The organism is Pseudomonas sp. p1(2021b) (genome assembly GCF_020151015.1).
In the GTDB taxonomy this organism is placed as follows: domain Bacteria; phylum Pseudomonadota; class Gammaproteobacteria; order Pseudomonadales; family Pseudomonadaceae; genus Aquipseudomonas; species Aquipseudomonas putida_K.
Genome location: NZ_CP083746.1, coordinates 355,604 through 381,191, shown reverse-complemented (window position 1 = coordinate 381,191; position 25,588 = coordinate 355,604). Strand labels below are relative to the sequence as shown.

Annotated in this window: 21 protein-coding genes; 15 read left to right on the top strand and 6 right to left on the bottom strand. The window is 58.9% G+C overall.

Going from position 1 to position 25,588, the window contains the following annotated elements:
* Positions 1-25: 25 nt before the first annotated feature.
* Both K8374_RS01660 and K8374_RS01655 read left to right on the top strand, forming a co-directional pair.
* Entirely contained in the window at positions 26-2,281 is a 2,256-nt protein-coding gene (locus K8374_RS01660) for a DotA/TraY family protein (protein ID WP_224457711.1), read from the top strand.
* 594 nt (positions 2,282-2,875) lie between these two features.
* Entirely contained in the window at positions 2,876-3,916 is a 1,041-nt protein-coding gene (locus tag K8374_RS01655) for a hypothetical protein (protein ID WP_224457710.1), read from the top strand.
* A gap of 46 nt (positions 3,917-3,962) precedes the next feature.
* On the opposite strand, the gene K8374_RS01650 is transcribed toward K8374_RS01655, so the two are convergent.
* Positions 3,963-4,328 carry a very short patch repair endonuclease gene (locus K8374_RS01650; RefSeq protein ID WP_263498530.1) on the bottom strand — a complete coding sequence of 122 codons (366 nt, stop codon included), beginning with the start codon at positions 4,326-4,328 and terminating at the stop codon, positions 3,963-3,965.
* A 108-nt stretch (positions 4,329-4,436) separates the two neighbouring features.
* On the opposite strand from K8374_RS01650, the gene K8374_RS01645 reads away from it, so the two are divergent.
* Complete coding sequence (locus K8374_RS01645) at positions 4,437-5,486, top strand: DNA cytosine methyltransferase (RefSeq protein ID WP_224457708.1); 1,050 nt, start codon at positions 4,437-4,439, stop codon at positions 5,484-5,486.
* Here the strand turns inward: K8374_RS01645 and K8374_RS01640 are convergent.
* Positions 5,389-6,741, bottom strand: a complete 1,353-nt coding sequence (locus K8374_RS01640; RefSeq protein WP_224457707.1) for a hypothetical protein — start codon at positions 6,739-6,741, stop codon at positions 5,389-5,391. The two genes, K8374_RS01645 and K8374_RS01640, sit on opposite strands and share 98 nt — an antisense overlap.
* Positions 6,738-8,852 (bottom strand): ATP-binding protein, encoded by a 2,115-nt coding sequence (locus K8374_RS01635; protein ID WP_224457706.1) that lies wholly within the window; start codon positions 8,850-8,852, stop codon positions 6,738-6,740. Before K8374_RS01635 ends, K8374_RS01640 begins: the two co-directional genes overlap by 4 nt.
* A gap of 748 nt (positions 8,853-9,600) precedes the next feature.
* On the opposite strand from K8374_RS01635, the gene K8374_RS01630 reads away from it, so the two are divergent.
* The gene (locus K8374_RS01630) at positions 9,601-10,722 is read left to right on the top strand and encodes a Fic family protein (RefSeq protein ID WP_224457705.1); all 1,122 of its coding nucleotides are present in this window, start codon (positions 9,601-9,603) and stop codon (positions 10,720-10,722) included.
* A gap of 42 nt (positions 10,723-10,764) precedes the next feature.
* Here the strand turns inward: K8374_RS01630 and K8374_RS01625 are convergent, their stop codons facing one another.
* On the bottom strand, positions 10,765-11,532 hold the full coding sequence (locus K8374_RS01625; RefSeq protein ID WP_318010857.1) for a hypothetical protein: 768 nt from the start codon (positions 11,530-11,532) through the stop codon (positions 10,765-10,767).
* A 92-nt stretch (positions 11,533-11,624) separates the two neighbouring features.
* On the opposite strand from K8374_RS01625, the gene K8374_RS01620 reads away from it, so the two are divergent.
* From K8374_RS01620 to K8374_RS01575, 10 genes are all read left to right on the top strand, one after another.
* On the top strand, positions 11,625-12,086 hold the full coding sequence (locus tag K8374_RS01620) for an Lrp/AsnC family transcriptional regulator (protein ID WP_084856216.1): 462 nt from the start codon (positions 11,625-11,627) through the stop codon (positions 12,084-12,086).
* Between the two features lie 184 nt (positions 12,087-12,270).
* On the top strand, positions 12,271-13,953 hold the full coding sequence (locus tag K8374_RS01615) for a flavin monoamine oxidase family protein (protein ID WP_224457704.1): 1,683 nt from the start codon (positions 12,271-12,273) through the stop codon (positions 13,951-13,953).
* Positions 13,954-13,968: 15 nt separating this feature from the next.
* Positions 13,969-14,763 (top strand): carbon-nitrogen hydrolase family protein, encoded by a 795-nt coding sequence (locus K8374_RS01610; RefSeq protein ID WP_224457703.1) that lies wholly within the window; start codon positions 13,969-13,971, stop codon positions 14,761-14,763.
* A 109-nt stretch (positions 14,764-14,872) separates the two neighbouring features.
* The gene (gene pqqF, locus K8374_RS01605; RefSeq protein ID WP_224457702.1) at positions 14,873-17,182 is read left to right on the top strand and encodes a pyrroloquinoline quinone biosynthesis protein PqqF; all 2,310 of its coding nucleotides are present in this window, start codon (positions 14,873-14,875) and stop codon (positions 17,180-17,182) included.
* A gap of 167 nt (positions 17,183-17,349) precedes the next feature.
* Positions 17,350-17,421: a pyrroloquinoline quinone precursor peptide PqqA gene (gene pqqA / locus K8374_RS01600; RefSeq protein WP_003243383.1), complete on the top strand. Its 72-nt coding sequence runs from the start codon at positions 17,350-17,352 to the stop codon at positions 17,419-17,421.
* Positions 17,422-17,497: 76 nt separating this feature from the next.
* The gene (gene pqqB, locus K8374_RS01595) at positions 17,498-18,409 is read left to right on the top strand and encodes a pyrroloquinoline quinone biosynthesis protein PqqB (protein ID WP_224457701.1); all 912 of its coding nucleotides are present in this window, start codon (positions 17,498-17,500) and stop codon (positions 18,407-18,409) included.
* Between the two features lie 145 nt (positions 18,410-18,554).
* On the top strand, positions 18,555-19,310 hold the full coding sequence (gene pqqC / locus K8374_RS01590; RefSeq protein WP_084856227.1) for a pyrroloquinoline-quinone synthase PqqC: 756 nt from the start codon (positions 18,555-18,557) through the stop codon (positions 19,308-19,310).
* The gene (gene pqqD, locus K8374_RS01585; protein ID WP_084856229.1) at positions 19,307-19,582 is read left to right on the top strand and encodes a pyrroloquinoline quinone biosynthesis peptide chaperone PqqD; all 276 of its coding nucleotides are present in this window, start codon (positions 19,307-19,309) and stop codon (positions 19,580-19,582) included. Before pqqC ends, pqqD begins: the two co-directional genes overlap by 4 nt.
* Positions 19,554-20,714 (top strand): pyrroloquinoline quinone biosynthesis protein PqqE, encoded by a 1,161-nt coding sequence (pqqE, locus tag K8374_RS01580; RefSeq protein WP_411969583.1) that lies wholly within the window; start codon positions 19,554-19,556, stop codon positions 20,712-20,714. Before pqqD ends, pqqE begins: the two co-directional genes overlap by 29 nt.
* On the top strand, positions 20,680-22,512 hold the full coding sequence (locus tag K8374_RS01575) for an alpha/beta hydrolase family protein (RefSeq protein ID WP_224457700.1): 1,833 nt from the start codon (positions 20,680-20,682) through the stop codon (positions 22,510-22,512). Before pqqE ends, K8374_RS01575 begins: the two co-directional genes overlap by 35 nt.
* Before the next feature lie 32 nt (positions 22,513-22,544).
* Here the strand turns inward: K8374_RS01575 and K8374_RS01570 are convergent, their stop codons facing one another.
* A complete protein-coding gene (locus K8374_RS01570; protein ID WP_009681539.1) occupies positions 22,545-22,703 on the bottom strand; it encodes a YqaE/Pmp3 family membrane protein in 159 nt (52 codons plus the stop codon).
* Between the two features lie 216 nt (positions 22,704-22,919).
* On the bottom strand, positions 22,920-24,197 hold the full coding sequence (locus tag K8374_RS01565) for an aspartate aminotransferase family protein (RefSeq protein WP_224457699.1): 1,278 nt from the start codon (positions 24,195-24,197) through the stop codon (positions 22,920-22,922).
* A 201-nt stretch (positions 24,198-24,398) separates the two neighbouring features.
* Here K8374_RS01565 and K8374_RS01560 point away from each other — a divergent pair, with 201 nt between their 5' ends.
* Positions 24,399-25,322 carry a LysR family transcriptional regulator gene (locus K8374_RS01560; protein WP_224457698.1) on the top strand — a complete coding sequence of 308 codons (924 nt, stop codon included), beginning with the start codon at positions 24,399-24,401 and terminating at the stop codon, positions 25,320-25,322.
* Positions 25,323-25,588 lie beyond the last annotated feature (266 nt).

Genomic DNA, 25,588 nt, shown 5'->3' with positions numbered 1-25,588 from the left:
CGCCAGCACAGCGGGGGACAGCCAGATGAAAAAATCGCTGCTGCAGCTTTGTCTACTTCTGGCCGCTCTTTTCGGAGGCACAGCTCACGCTGACTCTTCAGGCGGACTGAACCAGTTCACGCCACCGCCAGGAGATACATCTGTCGACTTCCTGGAAGAAGTCTTCGGCTCGATCGTCGGCACCATTCACTCCGGTGGAAACGTGGAGGGCGGCGAAACCGAAGACGTGCTTGGAAGCATGATGTCGGTGTTCGGCGGAGCAGTGATGTTCCTGGGAATGCTCTTCATCGCCTACACCACGATCAAAGGCACCGTCGACTCCGCTCAGGATGGCGAGGTCCTCGGACGGAAGATGAGCGATATCTGGATTCCATTGCGTACCGCTGCAGGCGGTGCCCTTCTGCTACCGCTTGGGCATGGCTATTCGCTTATCCAGATCATGGTGCTATGGCTCGCGATTCAAGGCGTCGGGGTTGGGGATGCAATCTGGAGCCAAGCCGTCGACCAGATCGGCAAGGATGGGATGCTGTCGCGGCCGCTGATCCCTGACTCCCGACCGCTCGCGGCCAACATCCTGAAATTCGAAGTCTGCACCGCGGCGATGAACAAGCAGTTCGAGGCCTCTGGCCGGTCGACTCGCATCCAGGCTGTCGCATCCACCCGCAAGGTCGTCAACACAGGGGAAATCGACGTTGATATCACCGACGCCATACCGGTCTACGGCGGCATCAACATGGTTCAGAAGTACAATAAGGCGTCCTACAACGTCACCGACTACAAGTGGAAGGCAAACGACAACTCCTACATGAATCCCGATGTGTGCGGTGCACTGACCTGGAAGCAATCCTGGGAGGCCTCGGAAGGCAACAGCAACACCAAGGTCATCAAAGAGCCAATTCTCGCCGCCCACGCCAAAGCCATTCAGCAGATGATCCAAGACATCCGGCCGACTGCGCAGCAAATCGTTGCTGGACAGAAGCCTGCCCCAGGAGTCATCGACGCTGCAGCAAACAAGTATGAAAACTCGCTTCGCGCCGCCGCCAAGACAGCCGTAATGCAAACCAGTGATCGAGCTGCGGCGGACTTTCTCAAGGCCGCCAAGGACGGCGGCTGGTTGTTTGCCGGGACCTGGTACAATCATATTGTCAAAATGAATGATGTCATGCAGTCCACGCTCAACGGTCTGCCGGCAGCCGACCCTATTGCCATCGTCGACAAAGAAACCAAGGAGACGCTCCAGACGTACGCCGATACGATGCTCACTGCCGACGAGTATGCCAAGCACCGCGTCGACTCGGTCCGAAATACCTACTACGCCGAGACTAACGTGCGAGAGCCTCGTGACGGTGAAGGGGCCTGGGAGTACGTCAAGAAGATGATCTCCGCTCCGTTCATGGGCGCGATCAACCAGATGACCCAGAGCATTGCCGGCTCCAACCTCAACCACATGAGCCAGATGAAAAGCTTCGGCGATGTCATCGTGACTACCGGAGAGGTGATGCTCGCGGCCATGGCCAGCGCCACTGGCGTCGCGAACTCCTGGGCAGCACAGGCCACAGTGAAAGTGGGTTTCGACGCCGGCGCGGTCTTTCAATTTCTATCAGGGATACTCACAACCTTGATACTGCTGTTGTTCTTCTTCGGGGTGACGCTGAGCACCTACGTCCCGATGATTCCGTTCATCACCTGGACGACCTCGATCGTGAACTGGTTCGTGCTTGTTCTCGAATCGGTGATCGCGGCCCCGCTGTTTGCCGTGGCCCATATCCACCCCGACGGAGACGATGCCGTCGGTCGCGCTGGGCAGGGTTACATGATGATTCTCTCGCTGGTGATGCGACCGGCATTGATGCTGTTCGGCCTTCTCGGTGGCATGCTCCTGACTCAGCCCATCGTCGGCTACATCAACGCAGCATTCATGTCCGTTGTCTCCGGGATCCAGGCTGACAGCATGACAGGTATCGTCAGCTTCCTCGCCTACGTGGCCATCTATGTGGTGATGATGACCACTGTGGTCCATATCGTTTTCAGCCTGATCCACTGGGTACCGGACAACATCCTGCGCTGGATTGGCAATGGTTCTACTGGAGGTATCGCCGATGCGGAGCGCACCGGCGACAGTGGTCAGGACGTATTCGTCGGAGGGGTACGCGAAGCCAAGCATGGTTCGGGATTGGGGCTACATCAAGCCGCACGGCCAGACGGTTCGAATTCCAAGGAGATTGCTAGACCGAATCCAGGTAATGACACATTACTTGGCGGGCCACCTCCGGGAACGTGACTACCTCCGAAGGCGGCTCTGTTCGTACCGCTTATCCTCTAAGAACTCGTTAAGTTCCCGCTGCCGAATGGAGTCTCGATACTCTTTCGATAGCAGCGGGGACTCGGGGGAAGTTTTCTTCAGCTCATCAAGTAGTAGGCGAAGAACACAGTCGTTTGCCTCGAATTGCCCTTGCATTATTTCAATTCGCTCATTGAGCGTATGTATGGTGCGCTTTAGGCCTTCTGAATAAGCACGCCATTCCCCAATCGCTGACTCATAAGAATTCTGTACTGCACGCGAGTTTGCGTATCCAGCGGAGAGGCCTGCTTGGTATCCGGATGACATGTTAAACCTCCACACAATGTTCTATTGCTATTCAAGCAGAGGAAGCCATCACTCACAAGAAGCAGGCGAAGAAAAAGTTACATGTGACCTAAAAAACGGTAAGGCATATGTGACCTAAAAATGGATAGGTCGTAAGTGACCTAAAAAATAAACACATTCACGCAGCTGCGTGAATGTGGGCACCGGTCGCCGGAACGGCGATTCGCGTAGCGAAAGGTGCCCTTTCAGCCAGCCAGCTCAAACGACTTAGGTCACTGGAAAAGCGCTATGAAGACCCAGGAAGAGATTTTTGAGATCGTAAGAATTGCCCGCCAACTAATAAAAGAGCTGCCACCCAAAAAGCTAAGCAAGTCGACCGATGATGGTTACGTGCGCGAATACAATCGTATGGTTGGCGATGAAGGGGCTAATCCTGAGAAATTATGGTCAGCGATCTGCGCGACTAAAAGTAAGTCCACGTATCGGAGACGAGTAGCCGCAACAATGCATTGTTGCCGTATTCAGCTTCAGGAAGCATTGCGAGGACAAGATTCGGCCCAGCGCACGGGTGATATAGCTGCACTCAGGCTCCAAGCGGGAGTAATTGAAGGCCTCGTCGGGATCATAAACATTATTGACAGACACAAGGGACATTGCCCACTCGACAACACGATGAGGCGAAAGTCAAAACGCTCCGAATTAAAGTATCTCCCTAGTAACTGGAGGGTTCAGTTACACAAACAGCTTGAGGGGAGCAGGTACGAACTTCCATATCTGGTAGAGGCAGTGTCGGGATGTCGACCTGGTGAGCTAGAAAAAGGTGTCAAAGTAATTTTCTTCGAAGAGAGCGGGCTGTTAACTATCCGGATAGACAACGGAATAAAGGTTACTGACCACAAGGGACAGCCCTGGCGGGAGGTCAGTTACAAAATCGACCAAAACCCGTTGGTTAGAGCTCTGTCCGATATCTGCCGAAATAGTGCACAGGGCAACGGAGAGATGGCGATGATAGTAAACATCGAGAAGACTACCAACTGGCGTGCTGCGCTGTCGTCGGCCGGGCAGAAGCTATGGCCGCGACTAGAGTTTAGGATCTGTCCGTACCATCTCCGCAATGCTGCAGCTAGCGACTGGAAGCGAGCCGGTCTGGCTGACGACGATATCTCGGCTGCACTGGGTCACTGCGTAAGCAAAACCTCTAGCAGCTATGGCCAATTTCAAATCGGCCAAGGAAGCGGCGGAATGAGTCCCGTAGAGGTAAGGGCCGCCCGACCGATTCTACAAACCCGCAGTCCCACCCCACGAGAACATGTGCGAGTGAATCTGTAACGCTCCGCAGACCATCACAGGATTGTTCACTGCTACAAACCCGGACCTAGATCCGCAAGAGCGATTCTACTTTCAACACACATAACGTGGGGTCATTTTCAATCTCATGCTCCCAGAGCCTCACCACCCGCCACCCCAACTGCTCGAGCTGGTTGTCCACTAACCTATCGCGAGCGACATTTCTCGCAAGCTTCTCAGTCCAAAACTGAGTGTTAGATGCTGGTATGGAGCAGTGATCTGGACAGGAATGCCAAAAACAGCCATCAACGAAGACTGCCAGCTTGGCTTTAACGAAAGCTACGTCTGGCCTACCAGGCAGTCGAGGGTGTACTCGATAGCGCAAGCCTTTTGCCCAGAGCATACGCCTCAGGGCCAGCTCAGGCTTGGTATCCCGCCCCTTTATAGCAGCCATATTTCGACGTCGCTGGTCAGGGGTGTGAACGTCCATTGAGGTGGCTCCGTTTGGATTTTAGGGTTTGACCTGGTAACGTGATGCCCATTCAACAGAGAGCGCCACGCTATGGAAAGGATTAGGGTTTTTGACATGTTCTGCGGCGGGGGTGGTAGCAGTCTCGGAGCCCGGCTGGCAGGTGCAGAAGTCGTTGGGGGCGTAGACATGTGGCCCATCGCCACCCAAGCGTTTGGCCTCAATTTCCCTCGTGCCGCAGTCTTCACGGGCGACCTTCGCCTGTTGGCCCCCTCTGATGTGATCAAGCAGACCGGGCCCATTGATCTCCTCCTTTCGTCGCCCGAGTGCACACACCACACTTGCGCGCGAGGTAACAAACCTCGTTCCGAGGAAAGTAAGGAAACCGCGCTTCAAGTGGTTAGATACGCAAAAGAAATGAAGCCTCGGTGGATCGTTCTTGAAAATGTTACACACATGAAGCCTTGGCCTAGATACCCAGAACTAAAGTCTGAACTGGAGTTGCTTGGCTACAAGCTTCGTGAACAAGTCCTTGACTCCGCAGACTTTGGCGTACCCCAACGCAGGAAGCGTCTATTCCTTATTGCTGACTTAGTATCAGAACCTGCGGCAGTATATAAAACAACTGAGAAGGTAAAATCTGCCAAGGATATCTTAGACCCTGATGGAACCTGGCCAATGACCCCCCTTCAAAAAGAGGGGCGTGCAGCGGATACAATTAAACGAGCAGAGAGAGCTATTGCAGCTTTAGGCGACAGCGTTCCATTTCTTCTTGTGTACTATGGTAACGACGGTGCGGGAGGCTGGCAATCTCTTGACGCCCCGCTTCGCACCGTCACCACTGTGGATCGGTTTGCGCTTGTAGTGCCGACGAACTCGGGCCACTACATGCGAATGTTACAACCAGACGAATTACGGCGAGCAATGGGCTTTCCAGGAAATTATATATTTCCAGAAGTCACCAAACGAAATCGAATCCGTCTATTGGGTAACGCTGTATGCTCCCCCGTAATGGCAGCCATTATCAAAAGTCTTGACACCAAAACTAATACACTGAAAAACGCATCACTCCAGGCCTCCGAGCATGAGTCGCATAGTGATGACTCAGCTCTTCAAGAGTCGCCCGCCGTAGTCTCAGCTTAGGCTCAACATTTAAAAGCTCTGCAGTAGGTTTTGCAAAAAACCTATTGCAGGATATCAGAAGACAATAATCCTTCACGCCGTCTCCGACATCAATAGATAGAACTCCGACGTCGAATATTGAAAGATTAGAATACTGCCTCTTACTTTTACTGTAATAGCGCGCCCTTACAGGCTCTGAATACGGTATCAGGACCCCCAATAGATATCTAAAACTTCCGACTTTACCTTGCACATCGTCGCATTCTGGGGTCAGTGTGACTACACATGGTTTTAGAGTACCTAACAGCGCTTCATCGACATTCTGCTGCCCCGACAAAAAGAATTCCTGGACCAGAACTTGATTGCAGGTCTGCCCCCACAGTTCTAATTGGTCAGCATCCCATCCTTCTTTATTTATGACTGAGACCACGCCTCGACTAGAAGCAAAAGCTGCTGCATTTCCTAGAGTCGAAACAAGATAATGGGCATTTAGGCTCGACTTGGATACGGCTCCCGTCCCAGTACCAATTTTTTGCTCAAGTAGTGCATTCAAGGGTGCAACATCTTCAGCGGATACATGAAGACGATCTTCTAATATAGGTAAAAGTGCTGCATCCATCGCGGAAACAGGTGTTCTTCTAGCTTGTGGTTCACCGACAGCCTCTACTGCCAAGTATGCTAATAGTTGATGCCACTGTTCAAGCGAGCCGCCAGCCGCTTCCTGGTGAGCCAAATCAAATAGGCGATAAGTCGAACGGATCGCTGCCTGTGAGACGCGCTCTTCCCAAGAGATCGAAAGCAATAGAGCCCCGCAACTCTCAATAGCCGAATTTATTTGTGTCAGGAGATCCGGTAGTCGCTCTGGATTTTCCTCCAAACCCAGCACCAGACTTTTATCTATACATCCGAAACCTACAGGGGCAATAAGCTCATCGCCTGTACGTGCAAGAATCTCGCGAAACACCTGCTCCGCATCCTCTGGAAATTGGGTCCAAAAGATTAACGCATAAGGGCCATCACATACGATTTTCTTCAGGCAGGCAATAATTGCAAGTGCCTGCTGCGCCATATTATTCATCCCACCATCAACAAGATGAATATCCGAGAAAATTATTCTTACGCCGTTGTATGGGCTAGGCGGTAGAGGTTTAACCGAGCCAAAATCATAAAGAAATGGCATGGCCCAAAAACCAGCGGAAACTAGAGCAGAATGTATTTTATCTAAATGATCGCGCTCATTATCAACAGCAGCAACTCGAACAAATTTCGGAATCATTTTTCTTCCTTGAACTGGAAAATAACCGCGGCGCCGTCATAAGCTTCAGAAAACTCAAATTCGTCTCGTAGCTCCTCCGCCGAGCACAGGACCAGGCTCCCATCAATCGACTCCATTACCATTTTTGAATAATAGAGACCTAATCCCATACCCTCGGCTCGGTTTGAAACGAATGGCGTGCACAGTTGATCTAGGGGAAGTTCGAAGCCAGGGCCGTTATCAATTATCGCCAACGAACCACTCCTGCGCTCGCTATCCCAACTCGACATAATTAGCACTGCGCCTTGTCTTCCGACTTTTTGAGCCTGATATCTTGCCCAATAAATAGCATTATCGATAATGTTATTTATAGCCCCCATCAAAAGATTCAAAGGCCCACTTACAGGGAAAGAAACCCCATCATCCGAAACGCGGTTCGAGAGTACAAGTTCGTGCCTCTTGAAGCGTCCTGAGTTCATATCAAGAGCCCTGGCCACTAGTTCCCTGGCAGTTATCTTCCTTGGGCGCTCTTTATTCAGCAAAGGCTTGAAAGTATCGAGAAGCTTTCGAAGGTTGGTAATTGTTTGTTCTAGAGTACTCTTACCACTGTTCGCCTCAAGCTGCCTTGTGAGGGTATCGACCCCATGAACCATCTCATGAAAAGCCAAAGACAAGTTCAAACCTGCCATGCCAGAATTGAGCATTACAGTGCGATAGCTATTTAACTGCGCTTGCAATGAGTCAACTACCGGTTTAACCTCAGACTCAATATTATTTTTCTTCGCAATTTCTTTTAACGACTCAAAAGCCTCTTCAACAGGAACTATTTTAGTCTCGCCCTTGATGGCCTTATCAATTTCTTTCCGGTGCGGTCCGTGCAAACGCTCAAACTTATCAAAAATGCTGAGCACTACCCGCTGAAGATTTCTATAGGTTAAATTCTCATCGAAACCTTCTCGGTTCGTCTTTTCTTTCAACCCAGAACTGAGAGACAAATCAAGATCAATATACCCTAGCAAACTGTCCGTACCCAGTTTTCCAGCAGGCCTATTAATCCTACGGACATTCAAGCCGAGCCAGTCATCTCCCGGCTCCCCATAGTTGAACACGCGGACTTGGTCTCGATAAACCCTTACACCTGCCTGAGATCTGATCCAGTCGGTAATGAGCTTTGCAGACCCTGTTTCCTTAAGTATCTCGGTTCGACGGTGATATGCATAAATCTTCCCCTTTATAGGACCTATACCTTGAAGCATTTCAGGGGAAAGGAAGATTGCTGGCACACCATCCGTGTCGTCCTCTTCAGCCGCCTTAACAAGCTCCAGCCTGTCACCTGCTTTACTTTCAGACGAGGGCTTTAGCCCTTTGTATGCAGGAGGGCTGAACTTATAATCCCAGGAGAAAACACCGTCATCAGACAAGCTAAAGTCAAAAGTCCACATTGCAGCATTTAACATATCCTTAGCTGATGGCAGATCCTCAATATCGCCTTCGCGCCCAGGTAGGTTAAGCACCACCTCAAACGATCCAATTTTATTTATGGGGTTCCCAAGAGAGGTAATTAAACGATACAAGTCCCTAACCTCTCTCTTACTCCACTCACTTCGAGACAGGTCTGTAACCGTCAGCGTAGTGCCGGATTCACCCAAGATGAACTTAGGGGGAGAATTCGTTACGACAGACACAGAAAGACCCTGATCGAGATACTTCCCCCCACCGACCAAGTCGTCCCAGTTAATTGTGAACTCTAGTTCATCCTCATTTTTCTTTTTTGTAACAACATGAACTGTTTCACCTAGTTTTTGAATAGCTAAGCGCCCAACCCCTTTCTCGCCAAGCGGCAGGCGTTTGAACCTAGGCGAAGGCTTTTTGCCAGCAGAGCTTCGTTTGGAATCCGTCCCTACTTCTAGCCACTTTGATTCAATATCACTTAAATTCATCCCACACCCATCATCGGATATGGAAATAAATGGCGTAGGACTCTCCAGGTTTAGAGTTACATCGACTTTTGTCGCATCGGCATCATATGAGTTCTTTACCAGCTCAAACACGGCAAGCCTATCGTGGCCTATCAACTGATCACCGAGCAATTTCAGTACATGAGACTGCACCCGCATTTTTAGACTGGTCAAACTGACACTCCTAGCATGCTTTATCAATCAGCATGTGCATTCTTCCTAAAATAATCCGCTGACAGCTCAAGAATCCTTAAAGCAGCCCATCTTCAGCCGAATCGGCACGATAAGCCGGTTCCCGTCGCGGCATTTAGCTATCCTATAGCCAGTAGGCTGAGCGGTACAGAGATCAGCGCCCTTGCAACAGCGAAGCTGGTGAGGCATGGATGCCGAGCCAGGCCCCGGGCGGCTTTTTGCCCGGGGCCTGGACACCAGCGCCGGCAGGGACGCCGGATCGACGGTACAAAACAAGCCACTCGCCCAGGTACACTACCGGTACAGTACGAAGGTCCTCACCTGTAACCTACCGTTCGCTAACGTACTGATTGCCCTGTACTTTCGCGTCCTGTACCGTTTCCTCGTGTAACCCAATGAAACCTAGCGCAGCGGTGTCATTGGCGAACTCATAATCCTTTGGTCCACGGTTCGAGTCCGTGTGGGCCCACCAATCTTGAAGCCGCGCATTGCGCGGCTTTGCTGTTTCTGCGACCCCACATTTACGCGGATATAACCTTTCACAAGTGGGGCAAGCGTCCACAATGTGTCCACAGCGGTCCGCGATCGGGTTCCAGTTGGACAGAGCCCTACCAACTCAAAGCTAAACGGCCTAGCTTGGAAAATAGACAGTGAGCCGAATAATCTGCATTATCGGCTCACCATATGAGCCGAATAGGCTCGCTAATCGGCTCATAGATGAAGACCTCTCATGAACGACGCACTCTGGATCTGGCAACAACCCGAGTGGCCACACTTCAGCTGGCAAGCCGAAGCGCTTGCGCCGCTGTTGCGCGCTTGCGGTCAGGTTCAGGGACGGTTGTTAGGCATGCTCGACGCGGTGGGAGGCGACGCCGAAGTGCACAGCAGCCTGGATGCCATGCTGCAGAACATCGTCACTTCTTCAGCCATTGAAGGTGAGCAACTGAATGTCGGCTCAGTGCGCTCATCACTGGCGCGGCGCCTGGGGCTGAACGAAGAGGGTCGCACCACCTCACGCTCCGAAGGCCTGGCGGAACTACTGTTCGACGCCACCCGTGCGTATCAACAGCCGCTGGACGAACAGCGACTTTTCACATGGCACCGTTGGCTGTTCCCCAGCGATGAACAAATGCTGACACGACCACTACATATCGGCACACTGCGCGGCGAAGAGCCCATGCAGGTGGTTTCCGGCCGGATCGACCGCCCTACCGTACATTTCGAAGCCCCTCCTCGCACAGGGCTGGAAACGCAGCTGGCCGACTTTCTCGCCTGGTTCGAGGCCAGTCGCAGCGATGCCAGCCTTGATCCCTTTCTGCGCGCCGGCATCGCTCATTTCTGGTTCGTTACCCTGCACCCCTTCGATGACGGCAACGGTCGCCTTACGCGCGCCATTACCGATCTGGCGCTAGCTCAGGGCGAGCAGCAGGCCATCCGCTTTTACGCTATGTCGGCGAGCATCCTCGATGACCGCACCGGTTACTACCGCATCCTCGAAGCCAGCCAGAAAGGCGGCCTGGACATCACTGCCTGGCTACAGTGGTTTCTCGAGACATTGCTCAAGAGCCTGGAGCAGGCGCTTGCTCGGATTGATCGTGTGCTGGTCAAGGCGCGCTTCTGGCAGGCTCACCGTAGCCAAGCCTTGTCTGCCGAGCAGATCAAAGTGCTCAACCGCCTGCTCGACGGAGGCGAACGTGGCTTCGAGAACGGTATCAGCGCCGCTCAGTACCAAGCCGTGGCCAAGGTATCCAAAGCCACCGCGACCCGGCATTTGAGTGACCTACTGGAAAAGGGCTGTATCGAGCGGCTGCCTGGTGGCGGGCGAAGCACACGTTACCAGATAGCACGCTGAACAACTGGGTCGAGCTCTCGCATTAACGCCACAGCGATAGTGTCAAAATCTCACTCGCAAGGCCGTACGCCAAAGATTCCTCACTGCCGATCGAACATGCTTGTCCCAATTTCTCTCCCACCATGCGTCCTCATTTCGCACGACTGTTTCCAAATCACTACCGGTCACACACGCCGCATGTTGACGAAACATCATTGGAAATGCGCAGTATTGTTTGAGCTTTTTCTTGATCATCACGTCCACCGGCTGGCCGTCATACGGCGTCTGCGCAACGATCTGGCAGCCCTCTCGGGAAAGTACATAGGCATGCAACGCCACGACACGACCGCGCGCTATGAAAGGAAACCACGTCAACCAGATCGAGCCCATGCTATAGCCTAGGTGCAACGCCTGGAATCTGCGGGTGCGCAGGAAGCGGTTGATCCAGCGGACCTGGCGAGCCTTCAAGGTATAGGGCTTTACGTCATCCTCGAAAATGAGGACGCGCTCTAGGCCTTCGTCCAGGGCCCGTTGTGCCAGCTGCTGGTGCGATTCGTAGCAACCCCGCTGCGGGTCCTGATTTTTTTCGACGATATGAAAGATGACTGGATTATCGATGAGTGTGGAAACAGTATTCCGAAACAACTCGCGTCGATCATTGCGCGCTTCCAGCGAGATGCAATAAACCGCATCGACATCAAAATGCACCTTGCTCACAACGGCCCCTTCCAATCTCGTCCCTGCCACCTCAATGTGGCAAGCATTGGCAGCATGATACTGGCCCCATGCGAGATCACAAAGAATGAACGGCATCTCGACATCAAGATTCAACCGAGCGCCATTCCGAAGTGCCCACCAGCGCCACTAGCTTGCTAGCCAGTCGAGCGACAGATAGTCTGGCGGCCCCATAGCCGAGATTCGCCATGTCGGACATCCGCCCCATCGCCCTCGACGAAATCGACCGCCAGTTGATCGCCCTGCTGCAGATCAACGCGCGCGAAAGCGTCGCCACTCTCGCCCGCCAGCTGGGCATTGCCCGCACCACCGTGAACTCGCGCCTGGAGCGCCTGGAAAAGAGCAAGGTCATCACCGGCTATGGCGTGCGCCTGGGCCAGCGCCTGATCGGCGGTGGCCTGCAAGCCTATGTGGGCATCAAGGCACAACCCCGCTCGGGCAAGGACATCGTGCGCCGGCTCACCGCCATGGGGCAGGTCCAGCAACTGTGCGCGGTCAGCGGCGAATTCGACTACGTCGCCTGGCTCAGCAGCGACTCGCCCGAACAGCTGGACCAGTTGCTCGACCAGATCGGCAGCCTGGAAGGGGTGGAGAAGACGACCACCTCCATCATCCTCAGCAGCAAGGTCGACCGGGGGCAACCGGGCTGAGTTGATGCGCGGGGCTCATGCCTGTCGTCATTATGCGCAAAAGAACGATCGTTTAGATGATCATCCACACGTAACGACGCCACTCTGCACCTTAATTACGAACACCCCACTCCCTAAAATGGCCTCCAGGCAATTTCCTATACTCAGGCTCCGCCCTCTGCGCAGCCCCTGGCAAGGTCATCACATGAACAAGAAAAACCGCCACCCCGCCGACGGCAAGAAACCCATCACCATCTTCGGCCCGGACTTCCCCTTCGCGTTCGACGATTGGCTGGAGCACCCCGCCGGCCTGGGCAGCATCCCGGCAGAGCGCCACGGTGAGGAGGTCGCCATTGTCGGTGGCGGTATCGCGGGCCTGGTGGCGGCCTACGAGTTGATGAAGCTGGGCCTCAAGCCCGTGGTGTACGAGGCGTCCAAGCTGGGTGGGCGCCTGCGTTCGCAGGCTTTCAATGGCACCGACGGCATCGTCGCCGAGCTGGGCGGCATGCGTTTCCCGGTCTCGTCCACGGCCTTCTACCACTATGTCGACAAGCTGGGCCTTGAGACCAAGCCATTCCCCAACCCGCTGACCCCAGCCTCGGGCAGCACCGTGATCGACCTGGAAGGCCAGACCTACTACGCCGAGAAGATCTCCGACCTGCCGGCGCTGTTCCAGGAGGTGGCCGATGCCTGGGCCGATGCCTTGGAAAGCGGCGCCCAGTTCGGCGATATCCAGCAGGCCATCCGCGACCGCGACGTGCCGCGCCTCAAGGAGCTGTGGAATACCCTGGTACCACTGTGGGACGACCGCACCTTCTATGACTTCGTCGCCACATCGCGCTCGTTCGCCAAGCTGAGCTTCCAGCACCGCGAAGTGTTCGGCCAGGTCGGCTTCGGTACCGGCGGCTGGGATTCGGATTTCCCCAACTCGATGCTGGAAATCTTCCGCGTGGTGATGACCAACTGCGACGACCACCAGCATCTGGTGGTCGGCGGCGTGGAGCAGGTGCCGCAGGGTATCTGGCGCCACGTGCCGGAGCGCTGCGCCCATTGGCCGGCCGGCACCAGCCTCAGCTCATTGCACGGCGGTGCGCCGCGCGCCGGGGTCAAGCGCATCCACCGCGCCAGCGATGGCAGCCTGGCGGTCACCGACAACTGGGGTGACACCCGCCACTACGCGGCCGTGCTCGCCACCTGCCAGACCTGGCTGCTGACCACCCAGATCGATTGCGAGGAGTCGCTGTTCTCGCAAAAGATGTGGATGGCCCTGGACCGCACCCGCTACATGCAATCGTCCAAGACCTTCGTCATGGTCGACCGGCCGTTCTGGAAGGACAAGGACCCGGAGACCGGTCGTGACCTGATGAGCATGACGCTCACCGACCGCCTGACCCGTGGCACCTACCTGTTCGACAACGGCGACGACAAGCCCGGGGTCATCTGCCTGTCCTACGCGTGGATGAGCGACGCCCTGAAGATGCTGCCGCACCCGACCGAGAAACGCGTGCAACTGGCTCTCGATGCCCTGAAGAAGATCTACCCGAAGACCGATATCGCGGGCCACATCATCGGTGACCCGATCACCATTTCCTGGGAAGCCGACCCGTACTTCCTCGGCGCCTTCAAGGGCGCGCTGCCGGGGCACTACCGCTATAACCAGCGCATGTACGCGCACTTCATGCAGCAGGACATGCCGGCCGAGCAGCGCGGTATCTTCATCGCCGGCGATGATGTGTCGTGGACACCGGCTTGGGTGGAAGGTGCGGTGCAGACATCGCTCAATGCGGTGTGGGGTATCATGAACCACTTCGGTGGCAAGACCCACCCGGAGAACCCAGGCCCAGGCGACGTCTTTCACGAGATCGGGCCGATCGCCCTGCCCGACTGAAGACAAGGAGGCACCATGCGCATCGCTCTCTACCAGGGCGCGCCCCGGCCACTGGACGTGGCCGGCAACCTTGAGCGCCTGCACCAGCAGGCGCAGCTGGCGGCCGCCCGCGGCGCCCAGTTGCTGGTATGCCCAGAGATGTTCCTGAGCGGCTACAACATCGGGCTGCAAGCGGTGCAACGTCTGGCCGAGGCCGATGATGGTGCGTCGGCCATGGCAGTGGTGGAAATCGCCCAGGCCAACCGCATCGCCATCGTCTACGGCTACCCCGAGCGCGCCGAGGACGGCGCGATCTACAACAGCGTGCAGTTGATCGATGCCCAGGGCCGCAGCCTGTGCAACTACCGCAAGACTCACCTGTTCGGCGACTTGGACCGTGCCATGTTCAGCCCCGGCCCCGACCACTTCCCGGTGGTCGAGTTGGGCGGCTGGAAGCTCGGCATGCTGATCTGCTACGACATCGAGTTCCCGGAAAACGCGCGTCGCCTGGCCCTGGCCGGCGCCGAGCTTATTCTGGTGCCGACCGCGAACATGGAGCCCTACGATTTCATCTGCCAGGTCACCGTGCGGGCACGGGCGCAGGAGAACCAGTGCTACCTGGTGTACGCCAACTATTGTGGCGCTGAGGGTGAAATCCGGTATTGCGGGCAGAGCAGCATCGTCGGGCCGGATGGGGACGTGTTGGCGATGGCTGAGCGAGATGAGAGCGTGCTGCTGGCGGAGCTGGATCGAGAGCGGGTAGTACGCGGGCGCGCGGCGTTTCCCTACCTGACGGATCTGCGGCAAGAGCTGCATTCGCGTAACGGGTGAGATCGATCCGGGCCGCTGGGCCGGTCAATCGCGGAGTAAGCCCGGACGCAACCCGTGTGGGAGCGGGCTTGTCCCGCGATTGGGCCAGCAAATGCGTTAGCATTACCCCATGCCAGACGCCACCCGCCACCTCACCCTCGCCAACGGCCTGCAGCTCACCCTGCGCCATGCCCCGCGCCTAAAGCGCGCAGCAGCAGCACTGCGAGTGCATGCCGGCAGCCATGACGCTCCAGCCAGATGGCCAGGCCTGGCGCACTTCCTGGAGCATTTGTTCTTCCTCGGCAATGCCCGCTTCCCCTTGGAAGACGGCCTGATGCGCTACGTCCAGGGCTTGGGCGGCCAGGTCAACGCCAGCACCCGCGAGCGCACCACCGATTTCTTCTTCGAAGTCCCACCCGCCGCACTGGCAGGCGGGCTGGAGCGTCTCTGCCAGATGCTCGTCGAGCCCGACCTGGGTATCGAACGCCAGCACCGTGAGCGGGAAGTGATCCACGCGGAGTTCATCGCCTGGTCGCGCAGCCCCGAGGCCCAGCGGCAATTCGCCTTGCTCCAGCGCGTATCCACCCGCCATCCGTTGAGCGGTTTCCAGGCGGGCAACCGGTATACCCTGCCTATTCATGCCCCAGCGTTCCAGCAGGGGCTCGGGCAGTTTCACCAGACTCACTACCAGGGCGGCCAGATAGCCCTGAGCCTATGTGGCCCGCAGTCGCTGGATGCATTGCAGACGCTGGGCGTGCGCTTCGCCTCGCTGTTTCCGAGCGGCAAGCGTCCTGCACGAGTACCTGTGCCACCCCTTCTCTGCGAGCCGATGGCCCCTCCGGTCGTACGCGATGGAACACTGGACCTGGTGTTCGCCCACGAGCAGTTGCCGCCGCAGGCAGAGCAGGCCTTCGAGCTCTTGCGCGCTTGCCTCAGTGACAATCGCCCCGGCAGCTGGTTGGGCTACGTGCGCGAACAAGGCTGGCTGCAGAGCTTGAAGGCCGAGCTTCTGTACTCACACGCGGGTCAATTGCTCTGGGCGCTGCACCTGCAGTTAAGCGAAAACGCCCCACCCGAGCAGGTCCAAGCATCGTTGCACGGCTGGCTGGGCTTTCTGGGCAAAGCGCATCCACAGGGTCTGAACGAACTGTTCGCCTGCCTGCAGTACAACCGCGAACAAGCGGCCAGCGCCCTGGAACTGGCTCGCCGGGACAGCATGGGGCTGCCTTTCCAAGGGCTGGATGAGCAAGGTCTGCGGGCATTCAGCGCACTGTTGCATACCCTGCCAAGCAGCGGGCATGGTCGATGGCAACTCCCGCCAGCCGAGCCATTGCTCCAGCCCGGCTTCAACCCGCATGACAGAGCGCCATTGCCCACAGGCCTGGCCATCAGCGCCAGCCTGCCTGCATCACGCCGGTTTGCCGCGCTCTACCTGCGCTGGCAGGTCCCGTCGGATGCACGCTCACGTTTGCAGCCAGTGTTCGCGCACGCACTACAGCCCTTGGTCGAACGCGCCGAGCGTGCTTCGGTGAAATTGGCATTCATCGCCATTGGCGATTGCTTGCAGCTGACTTGCGCAGGTCTACCGGAAGCCGTCGTGCATACGATGAAGGAAGCCCTGCCGCTGCTAGGGGCCGCCGCGATGGCTCCCCATGCACGGCCCTGCGCGCCGGAGCCCAAGCTGATCCCGCTGCGCATGCTGCTCAAGGCCTTGCCCGATGCCGTCCGGGGCATGACCCAGCCCGCCCCTGCAGTAGCGCAGCAATGGCCGGGCGAGCTATGGCAGGCCGCTCGCTGGCACGGGTTACTGGTGGGCTTCGACAAGGCCGCACAGTCGGCCTTGGGCGCAACGTTGAAAACACTACCGGGCCTGCCGACCGGCCCTGCATCCCCCAAAGCCTTCAAGGGTCGCAAATGGCAGTGGGTAGAGACTCAGGGCAACGAACACGCCCTTCTGTTGTTCTGCCCAGTGCCTGCGCGATTGCAAGCCGCAGGCCGGCTGCTCGCTCATGTGCTGCAAGGGCCCTTCTACCAGCGCCTGCGCGTCGAGCTGCAGTTGGGCTACGCGGTGTTCAGCGCCTTTCGTCAGGTCGAAGGGGTCGGTGGCCTGCTCTTCGGCGTGCAGTCGCCCAACACCCGTCTCGGGCAGATCCTTGATCATGTGCTACAGCTGCTGGCAGAAGACCTGCCGTTGGCCTCCGAAGCCCGCCAGGCGCTGGCCGCGCAATTCGACGAAAGCGCCATGGCCAACGCCGAGGTCGCCGAATGGGCATGGCAGACACACCTGGCGACACAAGCCGACGACCTCGAGCTCATGCAGCGGTCTATCCTGAATACAACGCAAGAACAACTCGACGATCTCAGGCAAGCGCTGCTGGCTGCCGATCATGGCTGGCTGTGCCTGGCCAACGGTCCGGCACCTGATGGGCATGGGCCGTGAAATCCGTAGGATTGTTACGGAGACTGCAATGGCACTTTTCGAATAATTAACCTTTCAGTACAAATTTTTCTTGTAAGATAGCGCAATCTCAGCCAATGGAACCTCCTTCTTCAGGCGGCGCCAAACAAGTAGCTGACCACCCCAACCCATCCGGAAGGAGAACGCCCATGTGGACCAAACCTGCATACACTGACCTGCGTATCGGCTTCGAAGTGACCATGTACTTCGCCAACCGCTGATTACCGCAGCGCTTCGACGCCTCGGTCCGCCGGGGCGTTTTCGTTTTCTGCATACGGCTTTGCACAGAGAGGGGCCATGTACATCCAGATCCTCGGTTCCGCCGCTGGCGGCGGTTTTCCCCAGTGGAACTGCAACTGCGCCAACTGCAAGGGCTATCGCGACGGCACCCTGCGCGCCACGGCGCGTACCCAATCGTCCATTGCCCTCTCCGATGACGGCGAGCACTGGGTCCTGTGCAACGCCTCGCCGGACATTCGCGCGCAGCTGCAGGGCTTTGCGCCCATGCAGCCAGCCCGAGCCCTGCGCGACACCGGCATCGATGCGATCGTCCTGCTCGACAGCCAGATCGACCACACCACCGGCCTGCTCAGCCTGCGCGAAGGCTGCCCGCACCAGGTCTGGTGCACCGACATGGTCCACCAGGACCTGACCACCGGCTTCCCACTGTTCAACATGCTCAGCCACTGGAATGGTGGCTTGGTGTGGAACCGCATCGAGCTGCAAGGCAGCTTCGTCATCCCAGCCTGCCCGAACCTCAAGTTCACCCCCTTCCCCCTGCGCAGCGCCGCGCCGCCCTATTCGCCGCACCGCTTCGACCCGCACCCGGGGGACAACCTTGGCCTGCTGGTGGAAGACCTGCGTACCGGCGGCAAGCTGTTCTACGCCCCAGGCCTCGGGCAGGTCGACGACCAGCTGCTGCAGATGATGCAAGGCGCCGACTGCCTGCTGGTCGACGGCACGCTGTGGGAGGATGATGAAATGCAGCGTCGGGGCGTCGGTACCCGTACCGGTCGCGAGATGGGCCACCTGGCGCAGAATGGCCCAGGCGGTATGCTCGAGGTGCTGGAGGGCTTCCCTCGCCAGCGCAAGGTGCTCATCCACATCAACAACACCAACCCGATCCTCGATGAAGACTCGCCCGAGCGGGCCGAAGTGCTGCGCCGGGGCGTCGAAGTTGCCTACGACGGCATGAGTATCGAGCTGTAAGGGTATTGCCCGCCCCTTGTAGGAGCGGCCTTGTGCCGCGACAGGGCCAGCCCCGGCAGGACGCCGGAACATGGCAAGGGCTTCGCCCTTGATCGCGGGGCAAGCCCGCTCCTACAGAGACCTCGCCATAACAGGAGTCCGCTGAATGAGCGACGCACTGCCGATGTCCCCTGCCGAGTTCGAGCAGGCCCTGCGCGCCAAGGGCGCCTATTACCATATCCACCACCCGTACCACGTGGCGATGTACGAAGGCCGCGCCACCCGCGAGCAGATTCAGGGCTGGGTGGCCAATCGCTTCTACTACCAGGTCAACATCCCGATGAAGGATGCCGCGATCCTGGCCAACTGCCCGGACCGCGAAGTGCGTCGCGAGTGGATCCAGCGCCTGCTCGACCACGACGGCGCGCCGGGCGAGGATGGCGGCATCGAGGCCTGGCTGCGCCTGGGCCAAGCCGTGGGCCTGGATCCGGAGCAGTTGCGCTCCCAGGAACTGGTACTGCCAGGCGTGCGCTTTGCCGTGGACGCCTATGTCAACTTCGCCCGCCGCGCCAGCTGGCAGGAAGCCGCCAGCAGCTCGCTGACCGAGCTGTTCGCCCCGCAGATCCACCAGTCGCGCCTGGACAGTTGGCCCCAGCACTACCCCTGGATCGACCCGGCCGGCTATGAATACTTCCGCACCCGTCTGGGCCAGGCCCGGCGTGATGTCGAGCACGGCCTGGCGATCACCTTGCAGCACTACACCACCCGCCAGGGCCAGGAGCGTATGCTGGAGATCCTGCAGTTCAAGCTGGATATCCTGTGGACCATGCTCGATGCCATGAGCATGGCCTATGAATTGAACCGCCCGCCCTACCACACCGTCACCAACGAGCGGGCCTGGCACAAGGGGATCGCCCTATGAGTTTCGACCGTCGACAGGTGCCGAACTGGCGCCCGGGCTATCGTTTCCAGTATGAGCCGGCGCAGAAGGGCCATGTACTGCTCTACCCCGAGGGCATGATCAAGCTCAACGAAAGCGCGGGCCTGATCGGTGCGTTGATCGATGGGCAGCGTGACGTGGCAGCGATCATCGCCGAACTGGAGCGCCAGTTCCCCGGTATCCCGGAAGTGGCCGATGATATCGAGCAGTTCATGGAGGTGGCCCGTGCCGAACACTGGATCGTCCTCGCCTGACATGCCGGCCAAGCCTGAGGTCGGCTTGCCGCTGTGGCTATTGGCCGAGCTGACCTACCGCTGCCCGCTGCAGTGCCCGTATTGTTCCAACCCGCTGGACTTCGCCGCCCAGGGCCAGGAGCTCTCCACCGAGCAGTGGTTCAGCGTGATGGCCCAGGCCCGCGAGCTGGGCGCGGCCCAGCTGGGCTTTTCCGGCGGTGAGCCGCTGGTGCGCCAGGACCTGGCCGAGCTGATCGGCGAGGCGCGGCGCCTTGGCTACTACACCAACCTGATCACCTCGGGCATCGGCCTGACCGAGCAGAAGATCGCCGCATTCAAGCAAGCTGGCCTGGACCATATCCAGATCAGCTTCCAGGCCAGCGACGAGCAGGTGAACAACCTGCTGGCCGGCTCGAAGAAAGCCTTCGCCCAGAAACTGGAAATGGCCCGCGCGGTAAAGGCCCACGGCTACCCGATGGTGCTGAACTTTGTCACCCATCGGCATAATATCGACAGGATCGACCGCATCATCGAACTGTGCATCGCCCTGGAAGCCGATTTCGTCGAGCTTGCCACCTGCCAGTTCTATGGCTGGGCACACCTCAATCGCCTGGGGTTGCTGCCTACCCGCGCACAGTTGGAACGGGCCGAGCGCATCACCAACGAATACCGCGACAAGCTCAAGGCGGCCGGCAACCCCTGCAAGTTGATCTTCGTCACACCGGATTACTACGAGGAGCGCCCCAAGGCCTGCATGAACGGCTGGGGCAGCCTGTTCCTCACCATCACCCCCGACGGTACCGCCCTGCCCTGCCATGGCGCACGCCAGTTGCCGGTGCAGTTTCCCAATGTACGCGAGCATGACCTGCGGCACATCTGGTACGACTCCTTCGGCTTCAACCGCTTCCGCGGCTACGACTGGATGCCCGAGCCATGCCGCTCGTGCGACGAAAAGGAAAAGGACTTCGGCGGCTGCCGCTGCCAGGCTTTCATGCTCACCGGCGATGCCAGCAATGCCGACCCGGTGTGCGCCAAGTCGGCCGACCACGGCCTCATTCTCAAGGCCCGTGAAGAAGCCGAGACCGCCCAGCAGACCATCGAAGAGATGACTTTCCGCAATGAGCGCAACTCCCATGTCATTGCCCGAGGTTGATTTCAGTGCTGCCCAGGCCGTGGCTGCCGGTACCGACTTCGCCGAACTCAAGGTCGGCGCTGCCGGCCTGTTCTGGAACGAGTTCCGCCCCGCCGATGGTGCCTGTCGCCTTTGGCACTGGCGCAACGAACAGGCCCATTGCCTGACGCCCGACGGTTTCAGCGCGCGCAGCCGGGTCTATGAATATGGCGGTGGCAGTTTCTGCCTTGGCGGCGACGGGCTGGTGTTCGTCAATGAAAGCGACCAACAGCTGTATACCCAAGCCCTCGACGGCTCGGCGCCACGTCCGCTGACCCAAGCTGCGCAATGCCGCTATGGCGATGTGCTGTGGCATGAGGGTCGGGTGTTCGCGGTGGAGGAGGCCCATGCCAGCCAGGTGCAGCACCGGCTGGTCGCGATCAGCGCCGAGGGCCGGGAGGTATTGGCCGAAGGCGCGGATTTCTATGCCTCGCCTACGCTCAGCGACGATGGCCGGCGCCTGGCCTGGGTCGAATGGGATCGCCCCGAGCAGCCTTGGACCGCTACCCGTCTGATGTGCCGGGAGCGCGACCGCCAAGGTAGCTGGGGCCCAGCCCGTTGCATCGCAGGCGATGCTGGCCGGCAGGCGTCTTTGCAGCAGCCGCGCTTCGATACCCAGGGCCGGCTGTACTGCCTGTCCGACCGCAACGGCTATTGGCAACCCTGGGGTGAAGTCGACGGTGCCTGGCAGCCCTTGCCGGCTATCGCTGCGGATCATGCCGCCGCGCCTTGGCAGCTGGGCGCAAGCACCTGGCTGGCGCTCGGGCCAGACGCGTACCTTGCCAGTTGGTTCGAGGACGGTTTCGGACTGCTGGGGTTGCGCAGCGGGGGCCAGCCGGTCCAGCGCTTGGGCAGCGACTACACGCGTTTTCGCAGCCTGGCCCTGGATGAGCGGCACGTCTATGCCATCGCCGCCTCGCCACTGAATCCACCGGCGGTCATCGCTTTCGACCGGCAGACCGGGCATGCCCGGGTATTGGCTGGCGGTGGCCTGCCGCTCCCCGCCGCCCGGGTCAGCCGCCCGCGCCCGATTCGCTACCCCAGCGGCGATGGCGAGGCCCATGGTTTCTATTACCCGGCCAGAGACCAGGAGGGGCCATCACCGCTGGTGGTGTTCATCCATGGCGGTCCGACCTCGGCCTGCTACCCCGTCTTCGACCCACGCATCCAGTACTGGACCCAGCGCGGCTTCGCCGTGGCCGACCTCAACTACCGCGGCAGCAGCGGCTATGGCCGTGCCTACCGCCACGCCTTGCACCTGCGCTGGGGCGAACTCGACGTGCAGGACGCCTGCGCCGCAGTCGATCACCTGGCCGGGCTGGGCCTGGTCGACCCGCACAAGGCGTTCATCCGCGGTGGCAGTGCCGGCGGCTATACCACCTTGTGCGCCCTGGCCTTCCATGACGTGTTCCGCGCGGGCGCCAGCCTCTACGGCGTCAGCGACCCGGTCGCCCTGGGCCGCGCCACGCACAAGTTCGAAGGCGACTACCTGGACTGGCTGATCGGCGACCCTGAATGTGACCTCGAGCGCTACCGGCAACGCACCCCCTTGCTCCATGCCGGGCGGATCAAGGCGCCGGTGATCTTCTTCCAAGGCGAGTTGGATGCCGTGGTGGTGCCAGAGCAGACCCGCGCCATGCTCGACGCGCTCAAGGCCAACGGCGTCGAGGCCGAGGGGCATTTCTATGCCGGTGAGCGGCATGGGTTTCGCCAGGCGAGAAACCTGGCCCATGCGCTGGAAGAAGAATGGAAGTTCTATTGCCGGGTATTAGGCAGGTAGCGCCCTGGGGCCGCATGGCGGCCCCGGCGATATCACCGCTTGGCGATGATATAGACCGCATGCACGATGCCGGGAATGTAACCGAGCAACGTCAGCAGGATGTTCAGCCAGAACGCACCGCCAAAGCCCACCTGAAGGAATACGCCCAGCGGCGGAAGAATGATGGCGATGATGATGCGAATGAAGTCCATGCAATGCTCTCCTTGTTAGGTTTAACAAGAGACTAGCTGCATTCCTCCAAGGTTCCTCCATGGACAGCAACGGCTGCGTTGTGCCCATCGCCGGCAAATAGGCACCACCCCCATCCACCGGGCAAAAAAAACGCCCCGGGCCAAAAACTGCAGGCCAAGGGCGATGCGCAGGAACGCGAGACGGTTCGTTGAAATTCGTTACGCCGCGGCGGCCATTCAGGCCGATGCCTCGCGGCGACTGTGTTGCTGGACATGCAGGCGGGCGAAGGCCCGGGCCAGGCGCAGGAGCATCTCGTCGATATTGCCCTTGCTCACGGTCAGTGCCGGAGAGAATCGCACCACGTCCACCTGCGGCGCGTTGAGCAGCAAGCCCTCATGCAGCGCGGCCTCGACCAACTCCCTGGCCAGTTCGTCGCGCAGCTGCAAGGCCCAGAGCAGCCCTTGGCCACGCACCTCGCCCTGGCCGTACCGGCCGGCCAACCGGCTGAGGCCATCCCGCAGATGGCGGCCGCTGTCCTGCACATGCTCGAAGAAACCAGGTTCAAGCACGGTCTTGAGTACTGCCAGGCCAGCGGCGCTCATCAATGCGTTGCCATGGTGGCTACCCTCCAGCTCGCCAGGCTCGGCGCAACAGGCTGTGCCACGGGCCAGCAGGGCCGCCAGCGGCACGCCGCCCCCCAGGCCTTTACCCAAGGTGATGATGTCGGCGCGTACGCCGTAGGTCTGTTCGGCGAGCAAGGCGCCACAACGACCGATGCCAGTCTGGACCTCGTCGAGGACCAACAGGATCCCCAGCTCGCGGCACAGCTGCTCGACACCCTTGAGGTACTCGACCGTGGCAGGGATCACACCGGCCTCGCCCTGAATCGGCTCGAGCATGATCGCCACGGTGCGCGAGTCCACGGCCGCATGCAGGGCCGCCAGGTCATTGAATGGGACCTTGCTGAAGCCCGGCAGGCCGGGCTCGCAGCGATTGCATGGCAGCGGGTCGGAGGCCGACAGCGCGCCCAGGCTACGCCCGTGGCACGCCTGGCTGGCGGTGATGATGTGATAGGCGCCATTGCGATGCAGCTGGCCCCACTTGCGCGCCAGCTTGATTGCGCCCTCGCAGGCCTCGGCACCACTGTTGAGCAAGTACGCCTGATCGCTGCCCGTGCTCTGGCACAGCTGGTCGACGAGCGTCAGCAGGCCGCGACTATGAAAACCCGTGCCCGGGTTGACCAGCGCCTGAGCTTGGTTGGCCAGGGCCTTGACCAGCACGCTGGGGCTATGGCCCAGGCTGTTGACCGCGCAACCCTGGGTGAAATCCAGATAGGCGTGCCCCTGGTCATCCCACAACCAGGAGCCCTGCCCACGTACGAATACCTGCGCTGCCCGCTCCGCGCTTGGCATCAGCCGCTCGCGAGACAGGGGCGCTGCCGGCGGCTGGCTCACGAGCGCGCGCTTGGGCTCGGCGACCACAGGGGTCGATCGGCGCAGGTTGAACAGGTTCATCGGGGCTCCAGCCATGCACGGTAGAAGGCAGCCAAGGCTTATGGGAAAGGTTTATTTTGCCTGGCCTATCAAAAGTCTTTTTCCGGGCGGGTAACAATAGCTGCAAAGGTTGCTGTGAGCCGCCGGAATACAGCGATAGACTAGGCCTGTCGCGGATTCGCGGCCATTTGGTTTTTCCAGCATTTTCGATAAGTGGATCTTATGGATTTTCGTCAGTTGCGTTATTTCGTCGCGGTGTATGAAGAAGGCCATGTGGGCCGGGCCGCCGAACGCCTGTCGCTCTCTCAACCCGCACTCTCCCAGCAGATCCGCCACCTCGAGCACAGCCTCGACCTGAACCTGTTCGAGCGCAGCAACAAGCGCCTGTTGCCCACCCTGGCCGCCCACACCCTGTACAACCATGCCTTGCCGTTGCTCGATGGCCTGCAGCGCGCCCACGAGGCCATGCGCAACTTCAAGGGCCAAGCCCTGCGTACCCTGGCCATCGGCGTCATGCGCACCCTGCGGCCAAGCCTGGTGCCGCAGTTGCTCGAGCGTGTGCGCAAGGCCCAGCCGCACCTGGTGGTGCAGATCTACGAACTCTCGGGGATGGAAATCGAGCGGCGCCTGCTCAACGGCAGCCTGGACATCGGTATCAGCTACCTGCCACCCCGCCAACCTGGCTTGCATGGCCTGTTGCTGTATGAAGACGAACTCCAGTTGGTCATCCCCAATACCCACCCCCTGAAGGATTTCAAGAAGGTCTCGGTACGCCAGGCCGCAGAATTACCCATGCTGATGCTCGGCGAGGAGTTCCAGATGCGCCAGATCTGGCAGACCCAGTTGGCCAACCTGGGGCGCAGGCCGCAGGTGGAGGCAGAGATGAACAACATGGCAGGGATTCTCGACAGCCTGGCGCATACCGCGTTGGCGACCATCCTGCCTGGGCGGGCCAAGGATGTGGGAGAAGACGACCAGACACTGCTGTGGAAGCCCTTGAGCGAACCGCGGGTGCCGCTGAAGGTAGGCTTGGTATTTCGCGATGCCCAACGCCAGCAGGCCTCGGTGGAGTTGCTGCGCACATTGCTGGAAGAGGAGGCCGATGGACGTCAGCCCGGCATGTCGCCTCTGGACGTGCTTGGCTGAAAAAACGCACACAAAGAAAACCCCGCCTAAGCGGGGTTTCCCAGACTGTTTCCCTTCGACATCCCTATCGCCCCACCGTCCTGGCAGGAATCCTACGTGTCCCTGTTCTGTCCTTTGCGCTTCCTGCGCTACGTCCTTGTGAGAAAGATTAACCGTGGATCCAATCCTAGGAAAGAGGAAAAACACCGTCACGTCGTGTAGGAGATAGCTTACAAAGTCACACATAAATGTGACTTCTTGTTAAAAGCCATCCACAAAAAAGCCCG